We start from the raw sequence: 15,197 nt of genomic DNA, 5'->3' as shown, positions 1-15,197 counted from the left end.
GCCATGCGCATCAATCCCTTGCGCAATGCCCAATAAAGCACCATATCGCTTATAGCTGATGCATACATGGCGGCCTACTCCTCCCAGTGTCGCCGCATGAGCTGTTCCCCTCTGGAGGTTTTTGACCTTCATACCTATTGGGCCCGAGAGCAATCTCGAGGCCCATTTTTTTTGCGCTGCATTTCCACTCGGTAATCTAATTATTCGGTCGGCCATTGAACCGGATTGTCATCTGACGCCACCATGTAGCGTCCGTGACAAGGAAAGCCTGGATGCGCAGCACCGAAAACATTGTCGAGGAATATCTGGTGGCTGGCGCGCGGCTGGGCGATCGCAAGGCCATAGCCAGGCTGGCGGCGTTGCGTGGCCCTGGACTGTTGCGTCACGCCTACCGGCTGCTGGGCAATCGCGACGACGCGCAGGATGCCATGCAGGACGCCTGGATCGAGATCCTCAAGGGTCTCAAGGGATTGCACGATGACCGGGCATTTCCGGCCTGGGCCTACCGGATCGTCACCCGGCGCGCCGCGCGCATCATTGCTGCCAATATCAAACGCCGCCGTCATGCCGCGGATGTGGCGGCAGTGGACGATGTGAGCATCGCCGAATCTGCATCCGCGGCTGCCGACGCCCATGCCGTACGCCAGGCCATCAAGACACTGCCGCCTGCACAGGCCGCCGCGATTTCACTGTTCTATCTTGAAGACATGAGCGTCGCCGAAGTTGCCATCTCGCTGGATGTGCCGGTCGGAACCATCAAGACGCGGCTGATGCATGCACGAACCAAACTGAACAAAGCCCTGAAAGGAATCCCAGATGAGTAAACTTGACCGATTGATTGAGGAAGCCCTCTCCGAACAAGACGACGATATCCTGCGTGAGACGAAGGAACTGGGCTGGTTTGCGCTTGGCGCCAGCCAGTTCACCGGCAAGCTCGGCTGGGTATCATGGGTCATCATGATCGTTCAGATCGCGCTGTTCGGTCTGGCTGTCTGGACCGGCTGGCATTTCTTCGCAGCAAGCGATGTGCTGACCGCGCTGAAATGGGGAGTTCCCTCCGCAACGCTGATGATTGTCGCCACCATCCTCAAGACCAGCCTGATGCCGCAAATGCAGGCGGACAGGATTCTTCGCGAGCTTAAACGGGTTGAGCTAATGATCGCGCGGAAAACGGGGTGATCGCCTGATGCCTGCCGGAACGATCCACGCCGCCGGTGCCCGCGCAATCCGCAGAATTCGAAAGGTGTCATGGAACTTCGGGCCCGCTGCAATGTTCTACATGGCGTGCAATAGTGGTGAGCATCCGCCATGCTCGCGCATGCAGATACTCAACTTGCCTCATTCATGCTCACGGAGTCTCAATGCGCATCACCATGATCCTCAATCAGGACGGCGGCACCATTCGCGGAATGGATGCGCAGGAATTCGGCGAGATGGCGGCTTCCAAGCTGTCCGGCAACGGCGGCGACTGCGTGGTGCGTCTGGTTTCCGGCAAGGATCTGGTCGATGCGCTCAATGATGCCGCGGACGACAAGGATACCGGAACCATTGTGGCAGGTGGCGGCGACGGCACCATTTCGGCAGCGGCCGCGTCCTGTTTCAAATCCGGAAAGACCCTGGGCGTGCTTCCGCTGGGCACCATGAACCTGTTTGCGCGAAGCCTCGGGCTACCGCTCGATCCGACAGACGCCCTGGAAGCTCTTGCCACAGCCGACGAACGGCAACTTGATATCGCCACGGCCAATGGCCGTCCCTTTGTTCATCAGTTCTCAGTGGGGCTGCATGCCCGCCTGGTGCACCAGCGAGCACGGCTGGACACATCCACCCGCCTGCGCAAGATTACCTCCACTCTCAAGACCCTCGGCCGGGTTATCATGAAGCCGCCGCGTTTCGGCGTTGAGGTGGAGACCGATTCGCTGCGCGACCGCCAGATCGTGTCTGTCGTCTCAGTATCCAACAATCTGTTTGGAGACACCCCGCTGTCCTATGCGGCAGTGCTCGATGAGGGCGTTTTGGGGCTTTACCGGTCCGGCGCGCTCGAATCGAGCACGGTGCTGCGGATGACGCTGCATGCGATCATAGGCAGGCTGAAGGAAGATCCCGACATGACGGTCGAGTCGGCGCAAAAGGTCACCCTGAGATTTCCCAACCTGCGTCGCGGCACCAAGGCAGCGATTGATGGCGAGATCATTCCGCTGGAGCAAGAGGTGGAATGCATCTGCCACGCCGGCGCACTGAGAGTTCTGGTACCCCAAACCTACGCAGGTGGAGCAAGAGCTGATCCGTCCGAGGCGACCTGACGTACACGAAGGCATCCACCCCCACAGAGAGGCCTTCCCATGACCCTGATCCAAACCCGGCAGCACCTCGCGGTGTCACGCCTTCACGCAGCGCCACTGGCGGAGGCTGAGCAATGATCCCGGCCGGTTTTCTCACGGCATGGGCAGGGACCGCAGCCTTCATCCTCGCCATAGACGCCATCTGGCTCGGCCTTGTCGCCAAGGGGTTTTACAGCCGCCAGCTCGGCGATCTCATGCTTGACCAGCCGCGCCTGGCGATCGCCGCCCTGTTTTATGTGATGTATTCCGGCGCAGTGGTCATCCTTGCCTCGTCCGCAGCAGCCCGCTCCGGTTCGCTCACCGACGCGCTGATGCTCGGCGCCATCCTCGGCTTCGCCGCCTACGGAACCTACGACATCACCAATCTGGCGACGCTGAAGAACTGGCCGCTGACGATGAGTCTGGTCGACATGGCCTGGGGCACACTGCTCACGACAGCCGCTTCGGCAGTCGGCTACTGGCTGCTGCGCTGGACTTGAACCAAAACGGCCGCCCGTTGAAGGCGGCCGTCATGCGGGTCCGGGAATATGCTTCCCCCGGATTGCTGGTTATATTGCTGGTCAGCGCAAGGCTGCGCAGAAGCGCTGGATCCTGGTGCAGGCTTCTTCGAGCAGTTCTTCCGAGGTGGCGTAGGAAATGCGGAAGTTGGGCCCCTGGCCGAAGGCCGAGCCGTGCACCACGGCCACACCTTCGGTTTCAAGCAGTTCGGTGACGAAATCCTCATCAGTCTCGATCACCTTGCCCGATGGCGCAGTCTTGCCGATCAGGTCTGCGCAGGATGGATAGACGTAGAACGCGCCCTCTGGCGTCGGGCACTGGATGCCCTTGGCCTGGTTGAGCATCGACACCACGAGATCACGGCGACCACGGAAGATTTCCTGGTTTTTCGGAATGAAGTCCTGCGTGCCGGTAAGCGCTTCAAGCGCTGCCCACTGCGCAATGGAACAGGCACCGGACGTCTGCTGGCCCTGGATCATATCCATCGCCTTGATCAGCTCGATCGGGCCGGCTGCATAGCCGATACGCCAACCGGTCATCGCATAGGCTTTTGACACGCCGTTCATGGTCAGCGTCCGGTCTTTCAGCGCCGGCTCGATCTGGGCAGGCGTGGTGAAGACGAAATCGCCATAGGTCAGATGTTCGTACATGTCGTCCGAAAGAATCCAGACATGCGGATGACGCATCAGCACCTCCGTCAGCGCCTTCAGTTCGGCCTCGGAATAGGCCGCGCCCGAGGGATTGGACGGCGAGTTGAACATCAGCCACTTGGTCTTCGGCGTAATCGCGGCTTCCAGATCGGCAGCAGCGAGTTTGAACCCGTTCTCGATCGTGGTTGGCACCGGCACCGAAGTGCCGCCGCAGATCGCCACCATTTCCGGATAGCTGACCCAATAAGGTGCCGGGATGATGACTTCATCGCCGGGGTTCAGTGTCGCCATGAAAGCGTTGAACAGGATCTGCTTGCCGCCGGTGCCGACAATGGTCTGCTGCCAGTCGTAATCGAGATTGTTCTCGCGCTTGAACTTGGCGGCAATCGCCTTGCGCAGTTCCGGAATCCCGGAAATCGGGGTGTACTTGGTTTCACCGCGATTGATCGCGTCAATCGCCGCCGCCTTGATATTGTCAGGCGTGTCAAAGTCAGGTTCACCGGCGCCAAGTCCGATAACATCGCGGCCCTTGGCCTTGAGTTCCCTTGCCTTCTGGCTGACGGCGATGGTGGCGGATGGTTTGACCCGGGAAAGGGCGTCGGCGAGAAAGGCCATGGAATGCGCTCCGGTGCTGAGACGTAATGCAAGGGACGCGGCGCCCGCGCCCGTCGCTTTCTATGTCGCAATGGGGCCACCGATGCAAGCCGTCAAGCCGGTTCGGACAGGAGAATTAACGCCGGCGAAAGGTTTGGGGGTTAGGATAACTGTTCATATCCGTTTGCCAACCGGAGACCTGTGCGCAATGCCAGGGCGTCGCGAACCGCACTTTCTGCAAGACGACCGGGGTTTTTATGCCACCTCTTACGGTCCCTTTGTGCTGCGCTCCGCGTTTCAGCCGATCTTCAGCCAGAATGAAGAAGGCCACCTGACAATCGAGGCTTTTGAGGCACTCATCCGCGCGCAACGCGACGGCAAACCAGTATCGCCGGGGCATTTCTTCTCACTGGTCGAAAAATCCGACGCGGTCGCTGTCGACACGCTGTGCCGGGAATTGCACATCCTCAACATGGGCAAACTCAACCGCAAGAAGGCCCGGCTTTTCATCAACTTCAATCCGGGCCTGTTCGACGCCGTTGCCGACATCGATGCAGAAGTCGACCGGATGGTCGACATCACCGTACGGGCGGGATTGAGACCCGGACGCATTGTCTGTGAAATCACCGAACAGGGCAGTGGCGACGAGGACGTGCTCAACCGGTTGGTCGAGGGGTTGCGTTCGCGGCTGTTCAGGATTGCGGTGGATGATTTCGGCGCCGACGATTCCGATTCCAAACGGGTGGATGATCTCAATCCTGACGTCCTCAAATTCGACGCAGCATGGGTGCGCCGCTTCACCGAAACATCCGCGGGCATGGGATTGCTCAAGCTGATGGTGGAACAGTTCCTGGCGCGTGGCATCACGGTGCTGTTCGAAGGGCTTGAGGAAGACCATCAGGTCGAATTCTGCCAGCAGATCGGCGTTCCGTTGATGCAGGGATATGCCCTGGCGCGGCCTGAAATCGTCCCGCGGACGTTTGATGACAGGTTTCCGGAACCCGAGACGTCCCAAATGGGCGATGTGACACACCGGCAGGCAAGTCTGACGACGCAGGGAGCCAAGCCGCCGGTTTACGCCGAGGCAGTCTCTCAGCGGCCCTACCTCCCGCCTCGCACCGCGACCTTCGGCAAGCGCAGTCGTTAACCTGATACACAATCTTGCCACTACAAAAATCCGGCTGCGCCACAATCTGGACTGATTGGCGACGCGTTCCGGAGCTTATCTGGTTCTCGAACAACAGAGAACGGGCAATGACCATGCTTCCGGATGATGACTTCCTGCTTTACAAATCCGCCCGGCGCGAAAGCGTCACCATCCTGAGGATCGCGTTGATGGCGCTGATGGGCTGCCTATTGCTGCTGTCCGTGCTGGTGATGCAGGCGCGTGCGCAGCCTGACGCCGGTCTTCACCAACCGGTTCCCGCCGCCCACAAGATCCAGCCTGCCAAACATCCGCTTCAGACATTCCGGCCAGACGCTGCCAGTCCCGTCAACCCGGCTTGCTGAATGAGGCCCGGTGGGCGGACAGTTCCGCCAGCGCGGCGTCGGGATGTGACAGCCCCGGGATGATCACCGGCGCGCCATTCTCGCGCTCGATCACCAGAGATCCGGCGCCGGTGATCCAGCCCGACAGTCCGCGGCGCAGCGAAAGCCTGGTCACCGCCGGATAAGCAACGATCACCGGATCACGCGACGGAAACCCCGGATGAGCTTCCAGATGGGTGCCGCGCAGCGTCAACCGCGTGGTCGATAACCGCAGCCCCGCATGGGCAAGCAGAAGCGGCACACCAATTACCAGGACCATCAGGCTGACACGCGCCAGAGCCCCGGCACCCCGGCCATCCAGATACAGTACCAGCCATAGGCCGCCATAGCCTGCAGCCACCGCCAACCCTGGCAGAAACAGGGCGATTGCGTTGGCGCGCCAGGCGACCCGATGCTGCTGAATCTGCCCGGCATCCATGTTTTTCGGTTCAAATTGCGAATCGACGGGTTCCATCGTGACAAGTGTAGCCGTATTTTTTCGCTCGTCACGCGAGAGCTTTGTGCGTCGGGGGCTTTTCCCGCCTTCCCGATGCCCCATATGGATGGCATACAACAGGTCAGGACCGCAGAAGAGGTGACCCATGCCAGACCAGATCGCTCAGACACGACGCAGGCGCATCCCCGCCGTCATCGCCCTCCTGACGATCCTTTCGTCGGCTGTCGCATTCCCTGTCACGGCGCGCGAAACCATTCCCACCCATGAGGTAAGCGTCGATGTCGAAGTGCTCGCCTCCGGCCTCGACCACCCCTGGGGCGTCGAGCCATTGCCAGACGGCACAATTCTCGTCAGCGAGCGAAGCGGCACATTGCGAATGCTGCGAGACGGCAAGGTATCGGCGCCGATTTCCGGTTTGCCCGAAGTCGCTGCGCATGGCCAGGGCGGCTTGCTCGACATCGCGCTGGCTGCTGACTTCGCCACCAGCCGCTTGATTTTCCTGAGCTACAGCGCCAGCGGCGACGGTGGCTATGGCACGGCAATCGCCCGTGCCCGCCTGACGCAAGACGGGACGGCGCTCACCGATGTGACAGAAATTTTCCGGATGAACCGGTTCTCCGATGTCGGCCGGCACTTTGGCTCGCGCATAGCGGTGGCCACGGACGGCACCCTGTTTTTTACCATCGGCGATCGCGGCGAAAGCGAACGGGCGCAGGATCCGGACGATCACGCCGGCGCAGTGCTGCACCTAAACGCCGATGGTACCATCCCGGCGGACAATCCCCATGCGGGCGGCGGCGCGGCTGAACTCTGGTCCAAGGGCCATCGTAACGCGCAGGGTCTCGACATTGATCCAACGACCGGCGTTCTTTACTCGGTTGAACACGGCGCCCGTGGCGGAGACGAAGTCAATCGTCCTCAAGCGGGCCGCAATTACGGCTGGCCGGTGATTTCCTATGGGCGCCACTACAGCGGCGCGGAAATCGGCATCGGCAGCGCCGCCGAAGGGTTTGAACAACCGGTTCATTATTGGGATCCCTCGATTGCGCCGGGCGGCATGGCCGTCTACCGCGGCGAGATGTTTCCCGAATGGGATGGCGACCTTCTGGTGGGCGCTCTCAAATTCCAGATGCTGGTGCGGCTTGACCTCGACGACGAATCCGGAGAAGTGCTGTCGGAGGAACGGCTGTTCAAGGGAAATTACGGTCGCATTCGTGATGTCCGCGTCGCCCCTGACGGTGCGGTGCTCATGGTGACCGACGAGGATGACGGTGCAGTGTTGCGGATATCGCGGACACCTGACCCCATCGAATGAATTTTTACATATCCTGCTGGTCTCGCCCGAGCGCGACAATGACCGGCGTCTGAAAGGCCCTATTACCATCATGTTGAAGACAATCTTACTGGGCGTCGTCGCGCTCATCGGCGTTGCATTGCTCGCGTTCGTGCTGATCGGGCGGGAGCGCAGCTGGGAAATGATCGCCGGACCTGCCGACGGTGGCCAGCACGATTTCACCGATGGCAAACGCAGTCCGACCGCCAATGACGCACTCGCCTGCTCTCCCGGCCTCTGCACTGAACCGGATTTTACTATTGCCCCGGTCAATGAAGCCCCGGCAGACGTTATTGAGCAGTTATCGCAGAGGCTTGCCGCCACCGACCCGCGATCCAGAAGGGTTGATGACGGCACCAACCCGGCCAAGGCACGGTTTGTCACCTACTCCGCGCTGATGCGGTTTCCCGATGTGATCCACCTCGAGGCCGTGACCATGGCGGACGGCCGTACCGGGGTGATGGCCTATTCACGCGCACAACTGGGCAAAAGTGATTTCGGCAAGAACCGCGCCCGGCTCGAGGCATTGTTCGCACAACCCTGAAGCCATGGGTCGCCGCTAAAGCTTCAATGAAATTCCGCGCGCACCAGCATCAGAGCCCATTGATCTGGCAAGGTGAAAGGACCGTTTGGAGGCCTACCCCGCCCCTAAACGGTTGGCGTTTTCGCGCCCATAGCTGCCGCAAATGCCAACGGCGTTCCGCTGGTTGAGAGTGGGCGTCGGATTTACCGATGCCTTCGCCATCCTGTCTATCCCGATGTATCACCACCGCAGCGATATCGCCCGGCCCCGATGGGCCGTGAATTGTTTTTGGCCAGCAATAGGTAGGCTGCCCCCAACTCGAAGCTCTGGTTTTGAGTTGGCGTATAACTTCGGTTTACGGCCGTGGGTCTTTGGTTTGAAAACCGTCCCACCATCTTTTGGCTGATGGTTTTGTTGCGCCATGCCCGGCATTTCAGTCTCACCGGTTCGGCGAACACCCCGATGTTTGCCAGCCGGCCAACCGAGTTGGTTTTCTCTGGCGGGCACATGTCCCGCACCTTGGAAAAACAAACAAATGGGATTTTGAAATGAACATGAAATCAGAAAACCGATACCGCCATTCTGCGAGCAGGGTTTCACTGCTCATCATTCTTGCTGCAACGTCTCTTTGCTCTTTGAGCGTGGCGACGACCGCCTTTGCAGATACCCTATCCCGATGGGATAACGCTGTGATACTGGCGCAGAGCAAAGCGCCGCCGCAGAATGAAAACCGGCCAGGCCCGCCCCCTAAAGAAGCGCTAAGCGCTTGTCAGGGCAAATCAGAAAACACCAGCTGCAGCTTCACCGATACGCGCCGTGGTGCGGAAATCGACGGCACATGTCGCAAAGTCCCCGAGGGTCAGACCGCCTGCGTTCCCAATGATGGCCCTCCGCCTCCCAAAGCAGGCTGATTTGAAAAACGCTAGCGCATTTTTGCTGCGCTAGCGTTCAATCAAGCACAAAATCCAGCACATGAGTGGCCTGGCCGAGAAACCCTTGTCAGGTGCGCAACACCCTCTCAACGACAGCGTCGGCAGGGAGTGGTTCAACGCGACCTGGTGGAAGAACACGCACCCAACCTCCGCCTCCACCAGATCGTGCCGTTGCTGAAAGCCAATTGCGTGAAGGTTTACCAACTTAGCCGGGCAATGATGTTTGCCAGGAGGGATGACGTATGCCTGCGTTCTTCACCTCGTCCTTGGCGAAAACCTGCCGTAGCGAGAACTGCGAAATCGTCATGAAAGCCATCAAACCGACAGAAGAGACGTCCGCTGTTTTTTCCTTGGGAATGACTCTCCTCATCGTAGCCCTCATGTGGAGTGTGTCGAGTTGGGGCTACTACGCGCTCGTCGACGCCTTGGCTCTTGAGCGCGGTTATGACCAGGCCCCTATGCGGGTTTCCGGATATTATCTGATGTGGAGTGTGGTTGCAGCGGCGGCGTTTTGGTCAGTGCTGTCATCACGACTTACTCTCTCACTGGTTACCGGCCATATCCGTATGCTGCTTCCCGCCCTGTCGATCTTCGGCACCTATGTTGCCGTGATCCTTCCGCTGCTTCCCGAGGTGTCCGTCGAACTTGCTCCGCCAAATCCTCCGGAATTCATGTTTGCCTCTGCCTGGTACTATCTCCCCAAATCCACAGATATCCTGTTCCAGCAAGTGCTTATCTCTGCGATGGTTTTCAGTGCCGCACGGACAAAAATCAGCCTGCCGGCAATTTCTCTTGGCATGGCGGTCCTTTTCGGCGGGTTTCATCTGCTGCTTGCCCTGGAAGGCTTCACAGCGCTTTACGTCATACGGTTCACAATCGCTGCTTCCATCTTCGGGCTCTTCGTCCCGTATCTCTATCTGAGAACACGCCACGGGTTTCGCTGGGCGTATGGGCTGCATTGGTCATTCTATGCCGTCGATGCGACAATCACGCATCTCATGCTTGGCGCGCCGTCCTGGCTTTAACCGAACCGCCGACCGATGGTCGTTGCAATCCCACAAGCGAGGATGATTGCTATCCTTGTCATGCAACTCAACGAACCCCGTCCAAATCGACCGAAAACCGCAATCAGCGCATGGCTCCTGTGTCCCCTTGCCGCCGTTCACCAACCGCCGGATTGGTCGGCCCTGCTCTCGCTCCGGTTCGCCTCCCCCTTGCTCCCGGTAAGCGCTCCTGCTAGCCGTCCGTGACACCCAATTTTCCGGACCATTTCATGCCGCGTTATCTTGCCAATCTGCTGCTTCTTCTCGCCGGCGCCACCTGGGGCGCAGGTTTCGTTGCCCAGTCAACGGCGATGGACAATATCGGTCCGTTCCTTTTCATCGGCATGCGCTTTCTCGTCGCCACGATCCTGCTCGCGCCTTTCGCCTGGCTGGAATCGCGCAAGGCAGTCACACCGGTTTCGACGGCTCATCTACGTGGGTTTGCCTTGACCGGGCTGGTGCTGTTTCTGGGCATGGGATTGCAGCAGGTCGGGCTGCTCTTCACCACCGTGACCAATTCAGGCTTTCTGACCGGATTATACGTGGTGTTTGTCCCCTTCATCACGCTGCTGGTGCTCGGACAGCGACCGCATCCGGTGATCTGGCCAGCGGTGCTGATGACCTTCATCGGGATCTGGTTGCTCGCCGGCGGCAGTCTTGTCACCCTCAACAACGGAGATTTTCTGACCATCGCCTGCGCCGTGATGTGGGCGCTTCAGGTTATTCTGGTCGGACGCTATGTCGGGCCGAGCGGCCGCCCGCTAACGCTTTCCTTCGTGCAGTTCGCACTGACCTCGGCACTGGGCCTTGGCGTTGGTCTGGCAATCGAAATAATCGATGTTGCCGCAATTGTCGCCACCCTGCCCGAGATCCTGTTTGCCGGTGTATTCGCGACCGGACTGGCGTTCACGCTTCAGGTCATCGGCCAGCGCTATACCACGGCACCGCAAGCCGCGATTTTCCTGTCGACCGAATCGCTTTTCGCAGCCTTTTTCGGCGCAGCGATCCTCGGGGAACAGATCCCCACACTGGGCTATGCCGGCGGCATGTTGATATTCCTGGCCATTCTGCTGGCCGAAGTCGGCCCGATGCTGAGGCCAAGACCCGCCTCCTGATAATTTTTTTACGCATCATCAGCGATGGTTCGTGATCAAGCCGGCATGTGCGCAGTCGCAAGCCTGCCTTAATCCGGGCGAAACCGGGGCAATGCGAACGCCTTGACCCACCAGCGATTTGCGACGTTGCATCATGCCCAGGGGCTGTTTCAAAGCGTTCACCCGCCACAATACGGCGACATTATGTCATTGAAATTGTTCTTTTTATTCACGCCAAGTGATTTGCGAAAAGCCGCCATCGGTTTCAGGTTCGACCAGCAAACACCAACACCGGTGCAAGCAAAACAAGGGAGTCGCAATCATGAAAAAGATCCTTATCACAGCCGTTTCCGTACTCAGCCTGGCCGGCATAGCTCACGCTGCGGAAGTCGAGGGCGTCGTCACCAATTACGACCCGGCCACCAAGATGATCGTTCTTGAAAGCGGTGAGGCATTCCATCTCGCCGATGAAGTCCAGCTCGATACCTTGCAGCCCGGCGGCAAGGTGGTCATCACCTACAATGACGGCACCACCGACGCCACATCGGTTGCCGTGGTGGAGTAATTTTTCGGACTCTGGTCGAAAACAGAGCGCTTCGGCCAAAGCTCTCGCATTCAAGGAAAAAGCACAGAAAAGGCCAGCTACAACCGGCCGGATCATGGCGGAATTAAGCCGCTTTCAGCCTTGAAAAATATATATTTCTGCCGCTTGCGCCGGCCATGAAGCCGTCGCATATCAGCACCGTCCCGTCGTCATCGATACCAGTCCGGCACATCTGCCGGCCGGTGGCGGACAGGGGTAACAACCAATGGAAAACACCATGAACAAGTTCGTAGCAATCGCATTCGCATCCGCTGCCATGATCTCGACCGCCTTCGCTGGCGAAGTCGAAGGCGTCGTCAAGTCTGTTGACGCAGCAACCGCAACAATCGTCCTGGAATCCGGTGAAACCTTCGTCGCTGCCGAAGGCGTCGCTCTGGAAGGCGTCGAAGCCGGCGCGACCGTCCACGTGATGTTCGCAGACGGCACAACCGACGCAACCGAAGTCTCGATCGTCGAATAATTGCAGATGCTTGGCCGGATCGCTCCCCGTGATCCGGCCAAGCAACAATAAGGGCCTCATCAAGCAACAGCCATGGCCCGGGCAAGCGTCATCAAACTTTTGCTTGCCAATTTCCGACAAAACAATCATCTTTTGGTGGTTCGGGCAATTTGCGAACACGGGAAGACCAGAAACATGCGGGCCGAAGCGTACAAAAAACTTCGGGCGACTGGGATGAAAGCCAACACACCCAAGGGTGCACAGAAGGCAAAGTCGCAATAATCAGGACCTTTCCACACACTTCAAGAACTGCCTGCCATAACCCTCGCGCAAATGCGGGATATGACATGATGCTCGCCGACCGGGCAAACCGCGTGGAAACCGGAAGGCAATCAAAGGACCTGACAGCATGGCCGAAACTGGTATCGTAAAATTCTTCAACCTCGACAAGGGCTTTGGTTTCATCAAGCCCGACAATGGCGGTGCGGACATCTTCGTTCACATCTCCGCCGTTCAGGCTTCCGGACTGACCGGCCTGGAAGAAAATCAGAAAGTTGCCTTCGACACCGAGCCCGATCGCCGCGGCAAGGGACCGAAGGCAGTCAATCTTAGCCTCGCCTGATCGAGGACTACGCATGCCACGTTCAATCGGGACCGATTGAACGGATCGGACATGCACTGCTTTTGTGTTTTGCACTGATCCCTGCGTGCGAGTGACGCGGGGATTGAGGCAAGCCACGCGCGTGAGACAGCCCGGCGATTCCAATCGCCGGGCTTTTGCATTGTTCCTCGCGTGAATGACGCTCTCGATTTTCGCCACCAGGCCTGGTTTTCCGTTCAGCCGCCGTTCAGCTTGACATCGATAGGGTTCATGCAAGCCGGAAGCACCGGTCGCACCAAGATCCGTCAACCGGAAAGGACATTTCGATGAACACATTTGCCAAAAAGCTGAGCATCACGATGCTGACCGCCGCCACAGCCTTTGCGCCGTTGACTCCAACCATGGCAAGCGCTGGCGAAAGCGGTGCATGGCATCAGGAGAAATTTGGCCAGAACACCAAGAACGGCGGCATCTACCGGCAAAACAAGCACCGGGGAAAACAGTACAACTACCGCCAGGATCGTCACGGCCGCCGGGGTGGCCAGGACAGTAACAGTGACGCGATCGTGCTGGGCATCATCGGCCTCGGTGTCGGCGCGATAATCGGTGGTGCGATCCAAAACAGCAACAACCAACCGCGAGTGATGTACCGCTCGGAGCCCGTGCAGCGGGACTACTACCCGGAAGCTCCCCGCGCCGCCAGCAGCGGCTATGGTGAACCCTGGACCCAGTCCTGGTACAATTATTGCGAAGACCACTACCGCTCATTCAATGCCTCCACAGGCACCTATCGCGGCTATGACGGCCAGGACCATTTCTGCGTCGCCAAGTAGTCCATCGGACAATCCCTGCCAGCAACGCCGCGTGTTAATTCGAACCCGCGGCGTTGCTGCATTCTGATATGCCGGGTGCGGCTCACAGCCCCTTGAGAAACGGATTGGTTCGGCGTTCGTCGCCAATCTTGCCGCCCGGCCCGTGACCGCAAATAAAGCCGGTCTCATCGCCCAGTGGAAACACCTTGTCGCGGATCGAGTTGAGAAGCGTCTGGTGATCGCCACCGGGAAGGTCGGTGCGGCCGATCGAGCCGGCGAACAACACATCGCCCAGATGCGCAAACCCCTCCTTCCGATTGTAGAAGATCACATGACCGGGCGCGTGGCCGGGCGTGTGTGAAACCTCGAACTCATGCGTGCCAAACGAGACCTTGTCTCCATCGTTGAGCCATTGATCCGGCGTCAGATTGTGGACCTCCATATCGAGACCGAACATCTTGGCCTGCTCCTCCAGTCCCGACAGCAACGGCAGGTCCGCCTCATGCGGTCCGATAACCTTGACGCCGAGCTTCTCGCGCAACTCGTCAGCGCCACCGGCATGATCGATATGCCCGTGCGTCAGCCAGATTGCCTCGATGGTCAGGCCGTTCTCGGTGATGGTCTGCAGGATCACGTCGACATCGCCGCCCGGATCGACGACCACGCCCGATTTGGTGTCCTGATCAAACAGCACTGTGCAATTCTGCTGGAATGGGGTGACGGGAATGATGCCCGCCTGCAAATTGCCCATGATTGAATTCCCTTGTTGATCGACTCATTGACGGCAAGGTGAACGCGCGGGATTGAGATGTCACCCTCCCGCGCGCACGGTTTGTAGGGCCAACCTACGGATTTCGAGTTTGGCCAGCATCCTCTCGGGCGCTTTCCGTCTCAACCTCGAGCGAACCAGAATAGGTGATTTGCGGGAACGGGATCGAAATGCCGTTTTCGTCAAAGGCAAGTTTCGCAGCTTTGGTGATCTCGCGGCTGGTGGTCCACCAGTCCGCTGACCTGGTCCAGTAGCGCAATGTGACGGCAACCGCGCTGTCACCCAGTTCGGAGACGAAGGCCCAGGGTTCAGGATCAACCAGAATCCGGTCGTCCGCTGCAGCCAGATCCATAAGAACGGATTGTGCCTTGTCGATGTCGTCCTCATAGCCAATGCCGATGACCAGATCGTAGCGCCGCTCCGGCTCGCGTGAGTAATTGGTGACTGGCACGTTCCACAGCTGCGAGTTAGGCGCCATCCGGTACAATCCGTCCAAGGTCTTCATCTCGGTGGCAAACAGCCCTATTTCCACAATGGTGCCCGAAACGCCGCCAGCGTCGATATATTCACCGACCCTAAAAGGCCGCAAAACCAGCAGCATGATACCGGCGGCTATGTTCTGCAAGGTGCCCTGCAGGGCCAGGCCAATGGCGAGACCCGCAGCACCCAGCGCGGTGACGATCGAGGCTGTCTGCACCCCGAACTGCCCAAGCACCATGATGACCACGACCACCAGAACGGCATAGCGGACAAAAATGGAAAAGAAACCGACGACGGTCGGGTCCACCCGTTGTGTTCTGGTCAAGAGGTTGCGAACCCAGCGTCCCAACAGGCGGGAAATGGTCCAGCCGGCAATGAGAATGAGGATCGCGCCGATGACCGAAACCGCATAGGAAACAGCCAGAATCTGAAGCCCATCGATGGCCTCACCCCATGATCCCACGAGTTGCCCCAATTGGGATTCGGATGCAGTCGCCATCAA

At 59.0% G+C, this 15,197-nt stretch carries 19 protein-coding genes; 15 read left to right on the top strand and 4 right to left on the bottom strand.

The genetic code is table 11. The features are described from left to right. The first annotated feature begins 272 nt into the window (after positions 1-272). From IMCC20628_RS03675 to IMCC20628_RS03660, 4 genes are all read left to right on the top strand, one after another. Complete coding sequence (locus tag IMCC20628_RS03675; protein WP_047029088.1) at positions 273-824, top strand: RNA polymerase sigma factor; 552 nt, start codon at positions 273-275, stop codon at positions 822-824. Beyond that, a complete protein-coding gene (locus tag IMCC20628_RS03670) occupies positions 817-1,179 on the top strand; it encodes a DUF6768 family protein (protein ID WP_047029087.1) in 363 nt (120 codons plus the stop codon). Before IMCC20628_RS03675 ends, IMCC20628_RS03670 begins: the two co-directional genes overlap by 8 nt. A gap of 182 nt (positions 1,180-1,361) precedes the next feature. Then, the gene (locus IMCC20628_RS03665; RefSeq protein ID WP_047029086.1) at positions 1,362-2,300 is read left to right on the top strand and encodes a diacylglycerol kinase family protein; all 939 of its coding nucleotides are present in this window, start codon (positions 1,362-1,364) and stop codon (positions 2,298-2,300) included. Positions 2,301-2,413: 113 nt separating this feature from the next. After that, a complete protein-coding gene (locus IMCC20628_RS03660) occupies positions 2,414-2,818 on the top strand; it encodes a DUF2177 family protein (protein WP_047029085.1) in 405 nt (134 codons plus the stop codon). An 81-nt stretch (positions 2,819-2,899) separates the two neighbouring features. On the opposite strand, the gene IMCC20628_RS03655 is transcribed toward IMCC20628_RS03660, so the two are convergent. After that, the gene (locus IMCC20628_RS03655; protein ID WP_047029084.1) at positions 2,900-4,102 is read right to left on the bottom strand and encodes a pyridoxal phosphate-dependent aminotransferase; all 1,203 of its coding nucleotides are present in this window, start codon (positions 4,100-4,102) and stop codon (positions 2,900-2,902) included. A 187-nt stretch (positions 4,103-4,289) separates the two neighbouring features. Here IMCC20628_RS03655 and IMCC20628_RS03650 point away from each other — a divergent pair, with 187 nt between their 5' ends. Further along, positions 4,290-5,228, top strand: coding sequence for an EAL domain-containing protein (locus tag IMCC20628_RS03650; protein WP_047029083.1), 939 nt, complete (start codon positions 4,290-4,292; stop codon positions 5,226-5,228). A gap of 107 nt (positions 5,229-5,335) precedes the next feature. Continuing rightward, a complete protein-coding gene (locus IMCC20628_RS03645; protein WP_047029082.1) occupies positions 5,336-5,590 on the top strand; it encodes a hypothetical protein in 255 nt (84 codons plus the stop codon). Here IMCC20628_RS03645 and IMCC20628_RS03640 read toward each other — a convergent pair. Beyond that, entirely contained in the window at positions 5,574-6,083 is a 510-nt protein-coding gene (locus IMCC20628_RS03640; protein WP_047029081.1) for a PH domain-containing protein, read from the bottom strand. The two genes, IMCC20628_RS03645 and IMCC20628_RS03640, sit on opposite strands and share 17 nt — an antisense overlap. Before the next feature lie 127 nt (positions 6,084-6,210). Between IMCC20628_RS03640 and IMCC20628_RS03635 the strand changes: the two genes are divergently transcribed. The 9 genes from IMCC20628_RS03635 (at position 6,211) to IMCC20628_RS24145 (ending at position 13,467) form a co-directional block, all read left to right on the top strand. After that, a complete protein-coding gene (locus tag IMCC20628_RS03635) occupies positions 6,211-7,380 on the top strand; it encodes a PQQ-dependent sugar dehydrogenase (protein WP_047029080.1) in 1,170 nt (389 codons plus the stop codon). Positions 7,381-7,450: 70 nt separating this feature from the next. Beyond that, on the top strand, positions 7,451-7,942 hold the full coding sequence (locus IMCC20628_RS03630) for a DUF1499 domain-containing protein (RefSeq protein WP_047029079.1): 492 nt from the start codon (positions 7,451-7,453) through the stop codon (positions 7,940-7,942). Between the two features lie 342 nt (positions 7,943-8,284). After that, complete coding sequence (locus IMCC20628_RS03625; RefSeq protein WP_047029078.1) at positions 8,285-8,473, top strand: hypothetical protein; 189 nt, start codon at positions 8,285-8,287, stop codon at positions 8,471-8,473. Between the two features lie 622 nt (positions 8,474-9,095). Further along, the gene (locus tag IMCC20628_RS03620; protein WP_047029077.1) at positions 9,096-9,878 is read left to right on the top strand and encodes a hypothetical protein; all 783 of its coding nucleotides are present in this window, start codon (positions 9,096-9,098) and stop codon (positions 9,876-9,878) included. Positions 9,879-10,126: 248 nt separating this feature from the next. Beyond that, entirely contained in the window at positions 10,127-11,011 is an 885-nt protein-coding gene (locus tag IMCC20628_RS03615; RefSeq protein WP_047029076.1) for a DMT family transporter, read from the top strand. A gap of 301 nt (positions 11,012-11,312) precedes the next feature. Beyond that, a complete protein-coding gene (locus IMCC20628_RS03610) occupies positions 11,313-11,555 on the top strand; it encodes a DUF1344 domain-containing protein (RefSeq protein WP_047029075.1) in 243 nt (80 codons plus the stop codon). A 256-nt stretch (positions 11,556-11,811) separates the two neighbouring features. Then, complete coding sequence (locus tag IMCC20628_RS03605; protein ID WP_047029074.1) at positions 11,812-12,054, top strand: DUF1344 domain-containing protein; 243 nt, start codon at positions 11,812-11,814, stop codon at positions 12,052-12,054. A gap of 388 nt (positions 12,055-12,442) precedes the next feature. Next, the gene (locus IMCC20628_RS03595; RefSeq protein WP_047029072.1) at positions 12,443-12,655 is read left to right on the top strand and encodes a cold-shock protein; all 213 of its coding nucleotides are present in this window, start codon (positions 12,443-12,445) and stop codon (positions 12,653-12,655) included. Between the two features lie 305 nt (positions 12,656-12,960). Further along, on the top strand, positions 12,961-13,467 hold the full coding sequence (locus IMCC20628_RS24145; RefSeq protein ID WP_052766281.1) for a BA14K family protein: 507 nt from the start codon (positions 12,961-12,963) through the stop codon (positions 13,465-13,467). Between the two features lie 82 nt (positions 13,468-13,549). On the opposite strand, the gene IMCC20628_RS03585 is transcribed toward IMCC20628_RS24145, so the two are convergent. Together IMCC20628_RS03585 and IMCC20628_RS03580 are read right to left on the bottom strand one after the other, a co-directional pair. After that, on the bottom strand, positions 13,550-14,197 hold the full coding sequence (locus IMCC20628_RS03585) for an MBL fold metallo-hydrolase (protein WP_047029071.1): 648 nt from the start codon (positions 14,195-14,197) through the stop codon (positions 13,550-13,552). Positions 14,198-14,291: 94 nt separating this feature from the next. Then, positions 14,292-15,194: a mechanosensitive ion channel domain-containing protein gene (locus tag IMCC20628_RS03580; protein WP_052766599.1), complete on the bottom strand. Its 903-nt coding sequence runs from the start codon at positions 15,192-15,194 to the stop codon at positions 14,292-14,294. Positions 15,195-15,197: the final 3 nt, after the last annotated feature.

The organism is Hoeflea sp. IMCC20628, from assembly GCF_001011155.1.
Taxonomy (GTDB): domain Bacteria; phylum Pseudomonadota; class Alphaproteobacteria; order Rhizobiales; family Rhizobiaceae; genus Hoeflea.
The sequence above is the reverse complement of the archived record's forward strand: the minus strand, read 5'-3'. Positions and strand labels throughout refer to the sequence as shown.